At 75.8% G+C, this 16,127-nt stretch carries 13 protein-coding genes and 1 tRNA gene; 5 read left to right on the top strand and 9 right to left on the bottom strand.

Annotation, left to right across the window (positions count from 1 at the left end; translation table 11 throughout):
• The first annotated feature begins 65 nt into the window (after window positions 1-65).
• Entirely contained in the window at window positions 66-302 is a 237-nt protein-coding gene (gene csrA, locus ACRYM0_RS09625; protein WP_432504453.1) for a carbon storage regulator CsrA, read from the top strand.
• A 441-nt stretch (window positions 303-743) separates the two neighbouring features.
• Here csrA and ACRYM0_RS09620 read toward each other — a convergent pair whose 3' ends face one another.
• From ACRYM0_RS09620 to ACRYM0_RS09605, 4 genes are read right to left on the bottom strand one after another with little or no spacing between them, the layout of a single operon-like run.
• Complete coding sequence (locus ACRYM0_RS09620; RefSeq protein ID WP_432504451.1) at window positions 744-1,973, bottom strand: App1 family protein; 1,230 nt, start codon at window positions 1,971-1,973, stop codon at window positions 744-746.
• Between the two features lie 10 nt (window positions 1,974-1,983).
• A complete protein-coding gene (locus ACRYM0_RS09615) occupies window positions 1,984-2,955 on the bottom strand; it encodes an NAD-dependent epimerase/dehydratase family protein (protein WP_432504450.1) in 972 nt (323 codons plus the stop codon).
• 13 nt (window positions 2,956-2,968) lie between these two features.
• Window positions 2,969-5,740 carry an alpha/beta fold hydrolase gene (locus ACRYM0_RS09610; protein ID WP_432504449.1) on the bottom strand — a complete coding sequence of 924 codons (2,772 nt, stop codon included), beginning with the start codon at window positions 5,738-5,740 and terminating at the stop codon, window positions 2,969-2,971.
• Between the two features lie 13 nt (window positions 5,741-5,753).
• On the bottom strand, window positions 5,754-6,812 hold the full coding sequence (locus ACRYM0_RS09605) for a 3-oxoacyl-ACP synthase III (RefSeq protein ID WP_432504447.1): 1,059 nt from the start codon (window positions 6,810-6,812) through the stop codon (window positions 5,754-5,756).
• A 237-nt stretch (window positions 6,813-7,049) separates the two neighbouring features.
• Between ACRYM0_RS09605 and ACRYM0_RS09600 the strand changes: the two genes are divergently transcribed.
• A tRNA-Leu gene (locus tag ACRYM0_RS09600) sits at window positions 7,050-7,134 on the top strand.
• On the opposite strand, the gene ACRYM0_RS09595 is transcribed toward ACRYM0_RS09600, so the two are convergent.
• Window positions 7,116-7,898, bottom strand: coding sequence for a 5' nucleotidase, NT5C type (locus tag ACRYM0_RS09595; RefSeq protein WP_432504445.1), 783 nt, complete (start codon window positions 7,896-7,898; stop codon window positions 7,116-7,118). The two genes, ACRYM0_RS09600 and ACRYM0_RS09595, sit on opposite strands and share 19 nt — an antisense overlap.
• A gap of 109 nt (window positions 7,899-8,007) precedes the next feature.
• Here ACRYM0_RS09595 and ACRYM0_RS09590 point away from each other — a divergent pair, with 109 nt between their 5' ends.
• On the top strand, window positions 8,008-8,376 hold the full coding sequence (locus ACRYM0_RS09590) for a hypothetical protein (protein WP_432504443.1): 369 nt from the start codon (window positions 8,008-8,010) through the stop codon (window positions 8,374-8,376).
• Window positions 8,377-8,525: 149 nt separating this feature from the next.
• On the opposite strand, the gene ACRYM0_RS09585 is transcribed toward ACRYM0_RS09590, so the two are convergent.
• Window positions 8,526-9,125: a TetR/AcrR family transcriptional regulator gene (locus ACRYM0_RS09585; RefSeq protein ID WP_432504441.1), complete on the bottom strand. Its 600-nt coding sequence runs from the start codon at window positions 9,123-9,125 to the stop codon at window positions 8,526-8,528.
• A gap of 203 nt (window positions 9,126-9,328) precedes the next feature.
• On the opposite strand from ACRYM0_RS09585, the gene ACRYM0_RS09580 reads away from it, so the two are divergent.
• Together ACRYM0_RS09580 and ACRYM0_RS09575 are read left to right on the top strand one after the other, a co-directional pair.
• Entirely contained in the window at window positions 9,329-12,562 is a 3,234-nt protein-coding gene (locus ACRYM0_RS09580; protein ID WP_432504439.1) for an MMPL family transporter, read from the top strand.
• 127 nt (window positions 12,563-12,689) lie between these two features.
• On the top strand, window positions 12,690-13,604 hold the full coding sequence (locus ACRYM0_RS09575; RefSeq protein ID WP_432504438.1) for a hypothetical protein: 915 nt from the start codon (window positions 12,690-12,692) through the stop codon (window positions 13,602-13,604).
• A gap of 82 nt (window positions 13,605-13,686) precedes the next feature.
• Here the strand turns inward: ACRYM0_RS09575 and ACRYM0_RS09570 are convergent, their stop codons facing one another.
• From ACRYM0_RS09570 to ACRYM0_RS09560, 3 genes are all read right to left on the bottom strand, one after another.
• On the bottom strand, window positions 13,687-14,664 hold the full coding sequence (locus ACRYM0_RS09570; protein ID WP_432504436.1) for a 3-hydroxyacyl-CoA dehydrogenase family protein: 978 nt from the start codon (window positions 14,662-14,664) through the stop codon (window positions 13,687-13,689).
• Window positions 14,665-14,728: 64 nt separating this feature from the next.
• A complete protein-coding gene (locus tag ACRYM0_RS09565) occupies window positions 14,729-15,523 on the bottom strand; it encodes a triose-phosphate isomerase family protein (protein WP_432504434.1) in 795 nt (264 codons plus the stop codon).
• A 31-nt stretch (window positions 15,524-15,554) separates the two neighbouring features.
• Window positions 15,555-16,076, bottom strand: a complete 522-nt coding sequence (locus ACRYM0_RS09560; RefSeq protein WP_432504432.1) for a ribose-5-phosphate isomerase — start codon at window positions 16,074-16,076, stop codon at window positions 15,555-15,557.
• Window positions 16,077-16,127: the final 51 nt, after the last annotated feature.

The following is a 16,127-nucleotide window of genomic DNA, read 5'->3' as shown; positions in this document are numbered from 1 at the left end:
ACCCACGGGCGGGGGAGTCACGCGCAGAGAAGGGGGCGCGACGGATCGTCACCTATGCTGGCTCCATGCTCGTCCTGACGCGCAAGGCCGGAGAATCCGTCGTCATCGGTGACGAGGTCGTCGTGCGCGTCCTGGAGGTGCGAGGTGACGTCGTCCGCGTCGGCATCGAAGCCCCCCGCGAGGTGCAGGTGCACCGGCAGGAGGTGTACGACGCCGTGCGCGAGGCCAACCTGGCGTCCGCCTCGGCCAGCGAGGAGGCCGTCAGCGCGCTGCAGGACCTGGTGCGCCGCACCGGCGCCTGAGGCGGCGCGGCACGTCCGGGGGCGGGAGCCGGGCGCTGTGGTGCAGATCACCCGTTCAGGGTGGATCCACGGCCCTGCCCGGTGCCCCGCACGGCTCCGCTCTCCTAGAATCCCTTCACCGGCCGGCACAGCCCGGCCGGGAACGATCCGCCACCCGCAGGTGTGAGGACAGTGCTGTCCGCGGCTCGAGAACAGCGGACCGGCGTGCTGCGCCGGTCACCGTCCGAGACCAGGAGGTACGAGATGGACCAGACCACCCCCGTGCAGGACAACGAGGTCGTCGACGTCCGCGACGTGATCGACCTGACCACCGTCGCCAACCCGCGCCGCGTGCGCCTCTGACGTCGCGCCACCCTCGCCGAGGCCGGTCCCGCACCCGCGGGGCCGGCCTCGTGCGCGTCGCGGCCACCGCCCGACAGCCCACGACGGCCCCGCGCGGGCTCAGGCGTCGCGCAGCAGCCCCGCCCGGTGCCAGCGGTGCATCAGCTCGAAGCCGTTGTCCCCGCTCACCCACGGCACCCGCGAGTCCTGCGGCGCCGACCGCGCCGTCAGCGGGCGCCCGCCGGCCAGCAGCTGCTCCGCCGGGGTCAGCCGCCGGATCGCCACCCCCGCCACCCGCTCGGGCGCCGCGGCGACGAACTCCGCGTACAGCTCGGGGTCGTGCTGGCCGTCGTCGCCCACCAGCAGCCACGTCACCTGCGGCAGCTCGCGGGCCAGGCGGGCCAGGCTGCCGCGCTTGTGGGCGCTGCCGTCGCGGAACCAGCCGGTGTTCGTCGGCCCCCAGTCCGTCAGCAGCAGCGGCCCCTCCGGGTAGCCGGAGCGGCGCAGGAAGCGCGTCAGCGTCGGCGCCACGTTCCACGCACCCGTCGACAGGTACAGCACCGGTGAACCGGGGTTCTCCGCGACGAACTGCCGGTACATCTCGGCCATGCCGTTGACCGGTACGCGGGCCTTCTCGTTGAGCACGAAGCTGTTGTAGGCCGCCAGCAGCGGGCGCGGCAGGCGGGTGACGACGACGGTGTCGTCGATGTCGGACAGCAGCCCCAGCTGCGGCTGCGGTCCCACGACCACCACCCGGGATGTGCCGTGGTGCTCGCGCAGGGCCTCCGGGGCCCGTTCCGCACCGCCCTCGGTGTCGTCGTCGACGCGTTCGAGGACCTCCTCCAGGGCCTGCTCGTCCACCTCGTGGTCCGGTCCCACGGTCAGGGTGATCGGGTGCTCGCCCGGCGGCAGGTCCACCTCGACGACCTCGTCCAGGTAGCCGCCGCGGTCGGTGCGCAGCTGCACGCGGCGCCCGCCCAGCTGCACGGTCACCTCCACACCGGCCACCGGGACGGTCAGGAAGTTGCGCCAGCCGCGCACGCTGCGCGCGGCTTCGCGCTCCAGGTCCGCCGCGTCGTCCTCGCGCCCCAGCAGGACCCTGCCCAGCACCCGCACCCAGCCGGGCCCGCCGTAGCAGGGGTACGCCACCGCGCGGGCGTGGTAGCCGCGCCGGCGCAACCCGGAACCGACGACGCCCTTGACGGCGTCCTCCACGCGGGCCGCGCGGTGCAGGCCGTGCTCGCCGGGCCGCGGCGTCAGGTCCAAGCCCCGCAGCTCCTCCAGGTCGCGCAGCGCCTCCTCGCGCCGCCGCACCCGGGCACCGCCCGTCGTCGTCCCCCGCGTGATCACGGGGTCCACGCTAACGGGGCTCGAACCCCGCGGCGAGGCGGCGGAAACCCTCGGCCAGCGGCACGCGCGGCTCCCAGCGCAGCGCCTGGCGCGTGCGGCGCTGCTCGAACCAGTGCGCGGTGGACAGCTGCTCGGCCAGGAACCGCGTCATCGGCGGCTCGTCGGCCACCCGCAGGCGCGTCCAGACGCGCTCCACGACGCTGCCGGCGACCTTCGCCACCGCCGACGGCACCCGCCTGGTCGGCGCCGGCACGCCGGCCGCCTCGCAGATGCTCGCCAGCCACTCCGCCACCGTGCGCGGCTCGCCGTTGGTGACCACGAACGCCTGCCCGTGCACGTCCTCGGCGCGGTCCAGCGCCGCGACCAGCGCGTCCACGGCGTTGTCGACGTACGTGGTGTCGATCAGCGCCGTGCCGTCGTCCAGCAGCGGCAGGCGCCCGGCCCGCGCCCGGTCCGCGATGCGCTGCACCAGCTGCGTGTCGCCCGGGCCGATGACGATGTGCGGGCGCACGGCCACCACGGCGAAACCGGGGGAGTCCGCCGCCAGCGCCGCCAGCTCCGCCTGCGCCTTGGTGACCGCGTACGAGCCGTGCGCGGCGTCGGGGTCGGCGGGGGTGGTGCCCACGCCCACCAGCGCCGAGCCGCCGTGCGCCACCGACGGCGAGCTCACCATGACGAACCGGCGGGCCCCCGCGGCGCGGGCCGCTGCCAGCAGCCGCTCGGTGCCGCGCACGTTCGTCTCGACGTACTCCTCGTGCGGGCCGGTGATGGACACCTTCGCCGCCAGGTGCACCACCGCGTCCACGCCCTCGCAGGCGCGCTCCAGGGCCGCCGCGTCGCTGACGGAGCCCAGCACCTCCTGCACGCCGTCCAGGCCGGCGGGACGGCGCTGCAGCACGCGCACGTCGTCCCCGCGCCGGGCCAGGGCCAGGGCGGTCTCACGGCCCAGCATGCCGCTGGCACCGGTGACGAGGACCCTCACGACGACGCTCCCATCACAGCCTCCCGGCCTTCTCGCCGGCCAGGACCCGCTCCGCCCAGGCGGCGACGCGGACCCGGTCGATCTTGGAGTTGTGCCGCACGTCCGTCGGCAGGGCCGGCACGAGGAGCACCGCGGCCAGGCCGCGCCCGGTGGCCACGCGCACCGCCTCGGCCAGCGAGGGGGCAGCGACCGTGGTGCGCCGCACCGGGCCGGTCACGGCCTCCTCCGCCTCGGCGACGACGACGAGCTGACGCGCCTCGCGCGGCCCGACCCCGACCAGCGCCGCCCGCGCCACGCCGTCGACGGACTCCGCGCGCTGCTCCACCCCCACGGGGGTGACCACCTCGTCCGCGGTGACCACGACGTGCGCCAGGCGCCCCTCGACCCACACCCGTCCCGCGTCGTCGAGGTGCCCGACGTCGCCGGTGCGGTGCCAGCGCCCGGCGCCCAGCGCCCGTGCCAGCTCCGCCGAGGGCCGCACCCGCACGCTGTCGGCGTGCGTGGCCCACAGCTGGTCGTAGTGGTCCTTGACGTGCTCGCCGCCCACGACGACCTCACCGGTGACCCCCGGCTCACCGGAGACGTCCTCACCCGCGTGCCCGTCGGCGTCCAGGGGGGCGATGCCCACCACGACGCCCGGGACGGGCCGCCCGACGCAGATGCCCTCGCCCGCACCGGCCTCCAGGACGTCGGAGAGGCTGACGTCGGTGGCCGGCAGGACCTCGGTGGCCCCGTACGGGGTGCGGGGGTCGGCCAGCGGCATCAGCTCGCGCACGCGCTGCAGCAACGGCGTGGGCACCGGCGCACCGGCCGACAGCAGCACCCGCACGCCCGCCAGCGCCTCGCGCTGCCGCTCGTCGAGCGCGTCCGCGGTGGCCAGCACGTTGACGATCGCCGCGGGTGCCAGGAACGCCGAGGTGGCCCCGCCGGCGGCGACCGCGTCGGCCAGCGCCGCCGCGGTCAGGGTGGCCGGCTTGGTGACGTCCATCGCCGGCACCACGCAGGTGGCGCCCAGGGCGGGCCCGAAGAGGGCGAACGGCGCGAAGGCCGAGACCAGGGGCGAGCCGGGACCGGTGCGGATGACCGAGCCCATGGCCGTGGCCAGCCGGGACAGCTGCGCGTGGGTGTAGACGACGCCCTTGGCCGGCCCGGTGGAACCCGAGGTGAACAAGATCGCGCCCTCGGCGTCCGGACCCGGCTCGGGCGGCAGGCCCAGGCCGGCGGCCAGCCGGTTCTGCCCGCGCTCGGCCACCTCCAGCAGCGTCGCCGCGGCGCCGGTGGCGCGCAGCACGGCCCCGCCCACCGGTCCGGCGGCGATGCGCCGGCCCGGCCAGCGCAGCGCCCGCGCCGCGGCCAGCGCCTTCGGCACCCCGATCACCCAGTCCACACCGCTGCCGGTGACGGCGCGGGTCAGGCCCCGCACGCCCAGGCCGGCGTCCGCGACCACCGCGACGGCCCCCACCCGCAGCACCGCGTACAGCGCCGCGGTCAGGTCCGCGCCCGGCGGCACCAGCAGGGAGACCCGCTGCCCGGGCCGCACGCCCATCGCGTCCAGGCCCGCGGCCAGCTCGCGGGTGCGCCGCGCCAGCAGCGACCAGCGGATCGGGCGGGAGGAGCCGTCGGCGGCGACCTCCACGACCGCCGGCCCGTCGTCGCCGGAGCGCTCCTCCAGGGCCGCCCACAGCCGCGGCGGCGCGTGCTCGCCCCCGGACGCGTCCTGCGCGGCCCGCTCGGCGGGCGCGCCCTGCTCGACGGCGGCGCGCTCGCCCAGCCACCGCACCACCGCGGGGGCGAAGCGGGGGTCCTCCGGTGTCAGGTGGCTGGCCCCGGCCAGGCGGTGCACGTCGGCGTGCGGCAACCGGCGGCGCCAGTCCCGCAGGAAGCCCTCGCCGAAGACGGGGTCCCGCGGGCCCCACAGCACCAGCGCGGGCACGCCTGCCCCGCGCAGCCGCTTCACGCCCTCGCTGACCGCGTCCAGCGCGGGCCGGCTGGGGTGGTCGTGGCCCACGGGCACGTCCGCCACGAAGTCCTCGATGCCGGCGCGGTCGGGCGCCGAGCGGTACGGCGCCCGGTACGCGGCCCGCACGTCCGCCGGCAGGGCCGGCTTCGGCAGCGCCAGGGTCGTGCGCAGGAACGCCTCGGTGGTGCGCGTGACCAGCGGCAGCACGCCCGAGCGGGTCGCCAGGCGCAGCGCCCCGGGCGCCGGCGCGTCGGCGGGGTAGGAGGCGGCGGTGTTCGCCACCACCAGCCCGGCCAGGTGGCTGCCCGGCGAGGACGCGCGGTGGCGGCCCGCGCCGCTGCCGGCCCGCTCCAGCTCCGCCGCGGCCCAGCCGGTGACGACGATGCCGCCCCAGTCCTGCCCCACGGCCACCACCGGCCCGCTCAGCTCCAGCACGTCCAGCAGGTTCGACAGGTCGCCGATGCGCTGCGTCAGCGTGCGGTGCACGCCGGTGCGCTCGGAGTACCCCATCTCCAGCTGGTCCACCGCCACCACGCGCCACGGCACCGGGGCGGTCGAGGCCGCCGCGGCCAGGTGCCGCCACAGGTACGACCACGTGGGGTTGCCGTGCACGCACACCAGCGTCCCGGCGACGTCCCCGCCGCCGGGGGAGGCGTCCGGCGCGGTGTCCAGCAGGTGCCACGTCCGCAGCACCCCGGCGCTGTCGGGGGCCTGCACCAGCCGCGACCAGGACGGGTCCAGGCCCGGCAGCCCGGCGGGGGGCAGCGCCGCCGGGCGCAGCGGAGCGGTCACCACCGCCGGCGCCCCGGCACGGGCGGGAGGCACGGGGACGCGGTGCTCACCAGGCCAGCTCGAGCATCGCGGTGTTCAGCCCCGACCCCACGCCCATGGCGATCACCCGGTCGCCGCGGCTCAGCTCCGGAGCCGTGGCCGCCAGCGTCATCGGCAGCGAGATGGGCCCGACGTTGCCCCAGCGGGGGAAGGTCATCGGCACCTTCGCCGGGTCGACGCCGATGCGGTCCACCAGGGTCCGGGTGTGCACCTTGGAGATCTGGTGGATGACGAAGCGGTCGGCCTGCCGCCACCCCCACAGCCGGTCCCCGCCCTCGAAGGCGTCCGAGACGATCTCGATGCCCTCGTTGAGCATGAGCTTGGCGTCGGTGCGCATGTGGTTGGCGTCGCCGATGCACAGCTCGTGGTGGGCGGTGCCGGCGCGCGTCACGCCGCCCAGGACGCGGTGCGCCTCGGGGTGCTCGTCGGCGCGGCCGATGACGGCCGCGGCCGCGCCGCAGCCCAGCGTCATCGTCGCGAACTCGTTGAGGAAGTCCTTGCGGGTGATGCCCTCGCGCTGCAGCCGCGCGATCGTGCCCTCGTGCATGGAGCGCACGTCCTCGGCGCCCAGCACGACCGCGTAGCGGATCGCGCCGGCGTCGATCATCGCCGAGGCGACCTGCACGCCGTTCACCCACGCCAGGCAGGCGTTGGTGAGGTCGAAGTTCATCGCCGACGCCGGCAGGTCCATCCCGTGGTGCACGGCGGTGGCGATGGCCGGCTCCAGGTGCGGGCGCGTGACGGTCGTGCTGATGACCAGCCCGACGTCCTTGGCGTCCACCCCGGCCTCGGACAGGGCCTTGACGCCGCACTCCGCGGCGACGTCGGCGGCGTTCTGGCCCTCGGCCCACCACCGGCGCTCGCTGACGCCGGCGACCTTCTCCAGCAGGCCGGGCTGCATGCGCAGCCGCTGCAGCGTCGGGGCCAGCACGTCGTCGAAGTACGACGACGGCACGACCACCGGCGCCTCGACGTGCGACACCGACAGCAGGGCCGCGTTGGCCGGACGGAAGGTCGAATTGCCCAGCGCGTCCCCGCCGGTGGTGTCGTTCAAGGGCTTCCCCACATTCTCGGTCCTGCGCCGCCCGGTGGGCAGGCGCCTCGGTCCCCGCGGGGACCGGCCGGCGCGGCTGTCGCGGCGAGGGATCAGGTTAACCGTCCTGCGCGGTCGCGCCTCCCGAGGTGGCCCTCCCGGGGGTGCGGGGCCCCGAGCGGGGTGGGTCGCGCGGTGCTCGGCGCCCTCCGGCGCCGTGCTACGGTTTTCCTCGTCCTGAGCGCGCCGAGAGGTGCGCGCGGACCACTCGTCCGGGTGGCGGAATAGGCAGACGCGCTAGCTTGAGGTGCTAGTCCTCGTATAGAGGGTGGGGGTTCAAGTCCCCCCTCGGACACTCGTTGAGACAGCGACGAGATCGGCCCCGACCAGCATTCGTGCAGGTCGGGGCCTTTCCCGTGCCTGCGTCCCCGCCGGTGCCGAGCGGTGGGTGCTGGCCGGGGTGCGCGCGTCGGTCAGGCGCGGCAGGAGCAGGGTGCCGCGCCCGGCCCGCTCGGCCTCGACGGCGTCGAGCACCTCGCTCCAGCTGGACCAGTCCAGGTGCGCTCCGGGCAGGTGCTCGTTGTAGCCGGTGCGGTAGTACACGTGCGTCCAGCTCGGGGCGGCGAAGGTGCCGACCACCTCGGGCTTGTCGTCGACGAGCACGTCGCCGGCGACCAGGGTCTTGTCCCGGGTCACGATCACGCGTTCCGTCCAGTGCCGTCCCAGGTGCTCCTCGACCCACTCGTACTTCTCCCGCACGCAGTGCCGGTAGGCGCGCACCGGAGCGGTGCAGATGCGCACGTCGTGACCGGCGTCGAGCATCGCCTCCAGCGCGTCGCGGGCACCGGGCAGGGGGCGCAGCTCGCGGAAGAAGCCCTCCTGCGCGGGGACGGCGCGGATGCGCTCGTGCCAGTGCTCGGGGTAGCTGTCCTCGATCCAGTACGAGTCCGCCTGTGCGCGAGGCGCCAGCGGGGCGTCGGGGTGGGTGGCCGAGAAGCGGCGGTCGAAGCCGTCCCCGAAGTCCGCCAGCGTCTGGTCCTGGTCCACGAGGACGAGCACGAGCGGACCCCTCCCGAGGTGGTGGACGACGGCGGCGCCCGAGGGCGTCCGGGTGCTCATCGGCACGCGCGGAGCCGCTGTTGAGGCGCGTGGGCGGAGCGGGTGGGGCTGCCGGGGTGCCGCCGATAGGGTCGCCGACGTGATCCGACGCCGTACGGGGGAGCCCCTCGTGTCCCCGGCGACCACGCTGATCCGGGTGCAGCGGGCGGGGCGGGCCGCGGCCGTGCTCGCCGTCGCGGCCGGCGTGGTGCTCATGCTCCAGGGGCACTGGGGGCCCGGCGTGGTGGTGTGGCTGGCCGGTACCGCCGTGCTGAGCGCTGCCCGCAAGAGCCGCCGCGGGCTGGACGCGGCGCAGGAGTGGCCGCTGCCGCGGGTGCGCGAGGTCCTGGCCGCCGCCGGCGTCGCCGGGGCGGACCGGGTGGAGCAGGTCCGGCAGCTGCGCCGGGCCGACCGGCGCCTGAGCCTGCTGGACGCCGTCGCCCTGGTGGACCGGGTGGCCGAGGACGACGCGGCGCCCCGCGGGGAGGGCACCGGCTGAGCACGGTCGAAGGCGCTGGGGTGCCGGCGTCGTGCACCGCAGCCAGAGGTGGTGAGAGAACATCCGGTTATCGCGGCCAAAAAACCTCGAACAACACCAGGACCGTCGCAGCCGAGAGCACGAGATCGGGACCACCAGGAGCGGAACGCTCAGCCCTTCGCTGCCGCGCGGGTCAGCAGCAGCCGGCGCCCGCCGTCGACGAGGTGCCGCCGCAGGTCGTCGTCGGCGATCGCCGCGCAGGCGGGGTGGTTCAAGGGGCCGACGAGCCCGGCGAGGAACATCAGGGCGCTGACGCGCTGCGCCTCGTCGTGCCCGGGGCCGGCGATCAGGTCGGTCATCTCCTCGACGACCGCGCGCAGCCGCTCGTCCTTGCCGAGCAGTTCGCCGATGAACGGGTCCCCGGCGAGCACGACGTAGACCATGCGGGAGCGCACGACCACGTCGACGAGGCCGGTGATCAGCGCCTCGGTGCGCGCCCGCGGGCCGCGCCGGGCCCGGGCGGCCCCCACCACGCCGGTGAGGTCCTCGACGACGGGCGTCAGGACGCCCAGGACGATCTCGTCCTTCGTCCGGTAGTGCCAGTAGACCGCGGCCTTGGTCACCCCGAGGGCGTCGGCGATCATCTGCAGCGAGGTGCCGCTGACGCCGTGCTCGGCGAACAGGCGCAGCGCGGCCTCGTGCAGCCGTGCGCGCCCGGCGCCCGTGTGCCGCTCCTCGTGCGTGGTCGCCGTGGTCCTCCCGTCGCCCACCCGTGTCTCCTCCCCGCGTCGGCCCGCACCTCGGCCGTGCTGCCGACTGTAGTGCGCACGCCGCTGCGAGAACTAGCCGATCGGCAGGGTTGCACCTAGCCGATCGGCAGGTTTACCGTCGGGGCGCTCCGGGTCGACGGACCGGGAGGCACGGCCGTCGACGGCGCCGGCGTGCAGCCTCCGCCCCCACCGAGGAGTACCCGATGGCCACGCTGCTGCACCGACTGGGCAGGTTCAGCGCCCGCCGGCACCGGGTGGTGCTGGCCGTGTGGGCGGTGCTGCTCGCCACGATCGCGGCGCTGGCCCTGGGGCTGCCGCGCACCGCGGCGCAGGACACGAGCTTCTCCATCCCCGGCACCCAGGCCAGCGAGGGCCTGGACGTGGTGGCCGAGAAGTTCTCGGCGGCCGGCGCGGACGACGCCACCGCCACGGTGGTCTTCCAGGCGCCGCAGGGGCAGACGCTGACCGGGGCCAACGCCGAGGCGCTGCAGGGCCTGCTCGCCGAGGTGCGCGCGGTCGAGGGGGTCGTGTCGGTCTCGGACCCGCTGGACGCGCGGTCGCCGCGCGTGTCGGCCGACCAGAGCATCGCCGCGGCCACCGTGACCTTCGACGGCACCGTCGGGGACGTCTCCGAGGAGACCGCCGAGGCGTTCGCCGCGGTCACGGACCCGGCCGTCGAGGACGGCCTGGACGCCGCCGGGGGAGACGTGCGCGTCGAGGTCACCTCCCCCCTGGTGACCACCGAGGTCGGTCACACCAGCGAGGCCATCGGCGTGGCGGTCGCCTTCGTGGTCCTGGTGCTGACCTACGGCTCGCTGGCCGCGGCCGGGGCGAACCTGCTGACCGCCCTGGTCGGCGTCGGTGTCGGCGTCCTGGGCATCACCGCGCTGGGCAGGGTCGTCTCGCTGTCCTCCACCACCCCGGCCCTGGCCGGGATGCTGGGCCTGGCGGTCGGCATCGACTACGCGTTGTTCGTCTTCGCGCGCACCCGCTCCGAGCTGCGCACCGGCGCCCCCCTGATCCAGGCGATCGCCAAGGCCACCGGCACCGCCGGCACCGCCGTCGTCTTCGCCGGCACCACCGTGATCATCGCCCTGGTGTGCCTGGCGGTGGTGGACATCCCGTTCCTGACCCAGATGGGCCTGGCCGCCGCCGCCACCGTCGCGGTGGCCGTCCTGGTGGCGCTGACGGCCGTGCCGGCGTTCCTGGCCGTCCTCGGGACGCGACTGCTGCCGAAGGCGGAGCGCGGCCTGGACCCCGCCGAGCTGCGCGCGTCGGCCGCGGCCCACGCCCACGACGACGAGGACGCCGACGAGCGGGCCCTCGCCGGGCCCGGCGTGCTGGGCCGCTGGGCGCGCGGTGTCACCCGCCACCCGGTGCTCGCCCTGCTGGCGGCGGTGCTGGCCGTCGGCGTGGTCGCCGTCCCCGTGGCCTCCATGCGCACCGCGCTGCCCTCGGCCGAGAACGAGGACCCCGCCTCCTCCTCCCGGCAGGCCTACGACCTGCTGGTCGCCGGCTTCGGCGAGGGGGCGCAGGCCACCCTCGTCGTCGTCGTGGACGGCGAGGCCGGTGCGGACCCGCAGACCGTGGCTGCGGCCGCGGCCACGACCGCCGAGCGGATCCAGCGCCTGGACGACGTGGTGGCGCTGACCCCGGCGGTGCCCTCCGCCGACGGCAGCGCCCAGCTGATCACCGTCGTGCCCGCCAGCGGCCCGACCGACGAGGCCACCAGCGACCTGGTGCGCGCCATCCGCGACGCCACCGCGAGCACCGAGGGCGCTGAGGTGCTGGTCACCGGCCAGACCGCCCTGGACATCGACGTCACCGACGCCCTCGACGACGCCCTGCCCGTCTACATCACCGTCATCGTCGCGCTGGCCCTGCTGCTGCTGGTGATGCTCTTCCGCTCGCTGGCGGTGCCGCTGCTGGCCACCGTCGGCTTCCTGCTGTCCCTGGGAGCGTCGCTGGGCTCGGTCGTGGCGATCTACCAGTGGGGCTGGCTGGCCGACGTGTTCGCCGTGGCCCAGCCCGCGCCGCTGCTGAGCTTCATGCCCGTGCTCGTCGTCGGCATCCTCTTCGGGCTGGCGATGGACTACCAGATGTTCCTCGTCTCGGCGATCCACGAGAAGCACGCCCACGGCCTGGCCCCCGCGCGCGCCGTGCTGGCCGGTTTCCGCCAGTCCGCCCCGGTCGTGGTGGCCGCGGCGCTGATCATGAGCGGCGTCTTCATCGGCTTCGCCACCAGCGGCGACGCGATCATCGGCTCCATCGGCACCGCGCTGACCGTCGGCGTGCTGGTCGACGCCCTGGTGGTCCGCATGGTGATCATGCCGGCGGCGCTGACCCTGCTGGGCGAGCGGGCGTGGTGGATGCCGCGCTGGCTGCAGCGCGTCGTGCCGGACGTCGACGCCGAGGGCCGGGGGCTGGAGGACGCGCTCGCGCAGGACGACGGCGACGTCCCGGTGCGGGGGAGCGGGGAGGACGCGCCGGACGGGCGGGCCGAGGCGGTCGCCGGCGGCGCCGTCCCGCGCCCGCGCCACGACGCCGCCGCGTCCGCCCCGGCGGCGGTCGGCACCCCCGTGCAGGACGACCCCGGGGCGCTGGCCGTCAGCGGCACGCTCACGGGCGCCGGCGGCCTCCCGCTGGTCGGTGCCGTCCTCACCCTGACCGACCAGGTCGGCCGCCAGGTCGCCACCGCCGGCACCGACGAGCAGGGCCGGTACCACCTTCCGCTGCAGGTCGGCGGCACCTACCTGCTCATCGCGGCGGCCCCGGCCGCCAAGCCGGCCGCCGTCCTGGTCGCGGTGGCCGACGAGCCGGTGCACCGCGACGTGCGCCTGATCGGCACCGCCTCGGTGACCGGCTGGGTGCTCGCCGCGGGCGCGCCCGGTTCACCGCAGCCGGTGGAGGGCGCGGTGCTGACCCTGCTGGACGTGCGCGGCGAGGTCCTCGACACCACCCGCAGCGGCGCCGACGGGTTCTACCGGTTCCTCGACCTGCCGGGTGGGGACCACGTGCTGAGCGTGCTCAGCGACGTCCACCGCCCGCTGGCGCAGAACCTGCACGTACCCGACGGTGCGGCCCTGACCCACGACGTGCTGCTCAGCGACGGCGCGCGCCTGACCGGCACGGTCGTGACCGGTGACGGGCACCCCGTGCACGAGGCCCTGGCCACGCTGACCGACGCCGCCGGCACCGTCGTGGGCACCACCACCACCGCGGCCGACGGGACCTTCGCCTTCGACGACCTCACCGGCGGGCCCCACACCCTGACCGTCTCCGGCTACGCCCCCGTGGCCGTGGGCGTGCACGTCGACGAGGGCGGCGAGGTGCGCGCCGACGTGCGGCTGGGCGGTGCGGTGCGGGAGCAGCACGCGGGTGGCGCCGCGGGGGACGGCGCCGCGGGGGACGGGGTGCGGGAGGACCCGGCCCGCTGACCCGCCGGCGCGCGGCCCGCCGCGGCGGTGTCCGGGGGCGCTCCTAGGGTGGCGCCGACCGGCACCGGGGACCGGACGGGCGCGCGGGCGGACGCGCCGCGGCACCGGTGCGGAGGAGGGGGCGCGGGTGCGGCGGCTGGTCGTGGACGTGGCGCTGGCGGTCCTGGCGGCCGCGGCGGCGACCCTGCTGGGGCTGCAGCGCGCCGGGCTGTGGAGCACCTCCACCGCGGTGGTGGGCGCCCTCGTGGTCCTGTCCGCCGTGCTGGCCGTGGTCACCACGACGGTGCAGGCCGTGGTCCGCTGGCGGGCCGAGCGGCGCGCCGCACACCGCGACGTCCTGGACGACCTGCTGCACGCGGTGCTGTGGGGAGTCGTGGACGCCACCGGCCTGGACGCGCGCGACCTGGCGGTCGCCGCGTACCGGTTGCACCGGTCCGCCTGGCCGGGCCGCCCCGCCCGCCTGCTGCGCCTGCACCGCGTGCGCGCCGGGCGCCGCCCCGCCGCCTCGGGGACGACGTGGGCCCCCGGCAAGGGCGTGATCGGCCGCTGCGCGGCCGACGGCGAGGTCGTCGCCGTGGACCTGGCGGTGGCCGAGGCCGCCGTGGGGGACGTCGACGCCGCCGGGTGGCGGCGTCTGCCCGCAGCCGCCCGCCAGGGCCTCACCCTCGCCGAGCACCGCCGGCTGCGCGGCAAGTACGGCACCGTCGTGGCCGTGCCCCTCGTCGACGACACCGGCCCCGTCTCGGCCGTCGTGGGCTGCCTCGCCCTGGACGGCCCGGCGGGGTCGCTGCCGCAGCTGACCACCCCGGCCGTGCTGGGGCTGCTGGAGGCCACCGGTCGCGCCCTGCGCCGCCTGGAGGTCCCCGCCGCGCCGGCCGCCGTGCGCGCCGCGGCGGTGGGTGGGCGAGCGGACGCCGATCGGGCTGACGCCGGCCGGCGGGCGCTGCACGCGCAGCTGCGGCGCCTGGGCGTGGCCCCCCAGCGCGTCGAGGCGCTCACGGGCCGCGGGGAGGACCCCCGCCGCCCCGCGAGCTCGCCGTGAACGCGCCGGGTCCGGAGACGCCGCCACCCCCGGGCGCCGGGGCGCGCCGGGGGTGGCGGGTGGTCGTGCAGCGGTGCGGGTCTCAGTCGGCCAGCGGGGACGGCCCCAGCTCCGCCAGGAGCTCGCCCATCTTCCGGTACGCCTTGTTGCGGTAGTCGATGAGCGCGGCCAGCTTCTCCGGCTCCAGCTCCAGGAACCCCGAGCCGGTCTTGGTGCCGTACTTGCCCTCGGCGACCAGGTCGAGGAGGTTCTGCGGCGCCGACAGGCGCTCGCCGAAGTGGTCCTCGAGGACCTTGAAGCCCTTGGCGTACACGTCCAGGCCCGCCATGTCGGCGATCGCGAACGGCCCGAAGAACGGCAGCCGGAAACCGAACGTCGTGGAGACGATGGTGTCGACGTCGGCGGGGGTGGCCACGCCCTCCTCGACGACCGTCATGGCCTCCTTCAGCAGGACGTACTGCAGGCGGTTCAGCACGAACCCGGGCACGTCCTTGACCTGCGCACCCTTGCGGCCGGCGCGGGTGAGCAGCTCGTCGATGAGCGGCAGGACGGCCGGGTCGGTCGCCTCGCCCGTGACGAGCTCGACGCCCGGGATGAAGGGCGCCGGGTTGGAGAAGTGCACGGTCAGGAAGAGGGAGGCGTCCTCGAACGCCTCGGCGAGCACCTTGACCGGGATGGTGGAGGTGTTCGTGCCCACGATGGTGCCGGGGGTGACGGCCTTCTCGACGCGGGAGAGGACGTCCTTCTTGACGGCCGGGTCCTCGAAGACGGCCTCCTCGACGAAGTGGACGTCGGCGACGGCCTCCTCGATGGAGTCGGCGGGGTGGAACTTCTCCTTCAGCACCTCGGTGCTGCCGGGTGCGAACAGGCCCTGCCCCTCGAAGAGCTCGGACTCCTTGATCAGGCGCTCGTAGTTGCGCTGGGTCGACTCCTTGTCGGCGTCGGCCAGCCAGACGTCGTTGCCGGCCAGGGCCAGCGACTGGGCGATGCCGCCGCCCATGTAGCCGGTGCCGATCTGGGCGACTCGGGTGATCTTGTCGGTGCGGGGTGCGGTGGGCACGGTGTTCTCCGGTCGTGAGTGGTGGGTGGCCGCAGGGGCTGCACCCGACCCCGCCGGGGCGGGGTCAGGTGCGGTCGCCGGTCTGCGGGCCGGGGACGTGGTCGGCGGTCCCGCGCAGTTCGGCGATCTCGTGGACCACCGCGCGGAAGTTGGCGACGTCGTGGGCGAAGCGCCCCAGGAACAGGCCGTCGACGCCGTCGGCGACCTGGGTGAACAGGCCCGGCCCGGCGCTGCCGCCGTACAGGACGCGGGTGGTGCCGGTGCGGTGCGACAGGGCGTCGCGCAGCCGGGTGGTGACGCCGACGACGTGCTCGGCCGGCGCCGGCTCGGTCTGCCCGATGGCCCAGTTGGGTTCGTAGCCGATCGCGACCTCGGCGTCCCCGGGCACGTCCTCCAGGGCCGCGAGGACCTGGCTGATCGTGGTGCGGGCGGCGTCCTCGACGTCGATGCGCACGTTCTCGCCGATGCAGATCAGCGGGACCAGGCCGTTGCGCGCCGCCGCCGCCGCCTTGCGGGCGGTCACGATGTCGTCCTCGGCGAACATGCGACGGCGCTCGGCGTGACCGATCTCCACGAAGCGGGCACCGGCCTCGCGCAGCGCAGCGGGGGAGACCTCACCGGTCAGCGCCCCGAAGTCCTCCCACGAGGCGTCCTGCGCCCCCACGGCCACGGGGGTGCCGCGCAGCAGGTCCACGGCCGTGGTGATGTTGAGGAAGTCGGGGATGACGAAGGCGTCCACGCCGCTCGCCGCGACGTCAGGGCCGAGGGCCGCGAGGTCGGCGAGGTAGCTGCGCGTGCGGGCCAGCGAGAAGTACATCTTGAGGCTGACCCCGACGAGCGGGCGTGGACGGCTGGTCATGGTGCGTGCTCTCCGGTGGTGTGCGGCGGTCTCAGCAGGAGGCGACCGTATCGGCCTCGGTCGCGTCCGACGCGTCGGCGTCGGTCTCGTACCCGCAGATCGCGTCGACCTTGGCCTTGGAGGCGCTGGAGGGGTCGAAGACGTAGCCGAGGAACTCCTTGGCCAGGCGGCGGGCGAGCTCCTTGCCGATCACGCGCTCGCCCAGGGTCAGGACCTGCGCGTCGTTGGAGAGCACCAGGCGCTCCACGGAGAAGGAGTCGTGCGCGGTGGAGGCGCGGATGCCCTTGACCTTGTTCGCGGCGATGGCCACGCCCATGCCGGTGCCGCACACGAAGATGCCGCGGTCGGCCTCCCCGGCGGCGATCTTGCGGGCGCCGGCCACGGCCACGTGCGGGTAGGCGGTGTCCTCGTCGCCGTTGATGCCGACGTCGATGACCTCCTTCACGCGCGGGTCCTTGAGCAGGTCGGCCTTGATGGCGTCCTTGTAGGACAGCCCGGCCTCGTCGGCGGCCACGACGACACGCCACTGCGGGGTCTGGGAGGTCTCGGTCACGGTGCTCTCCTCGGGTCCTGGGGATCGGTGCTCTCGCGCTCGGTGTCCACG

Source organism: Kineococcus arenarius subsp. arenarius (assembly GCF_050871845.1).
Classification (GTDB): Bacteria; Actinomycetota; Actinomycetes; order Actinomycetales; family Kineococcaceae; genus Kineococcus.
The sequence above is the reverse complement of the archived record's forward strand: the minus strand, read 5'-3'. Positions and strand labels throughout refer to the sequence as shown.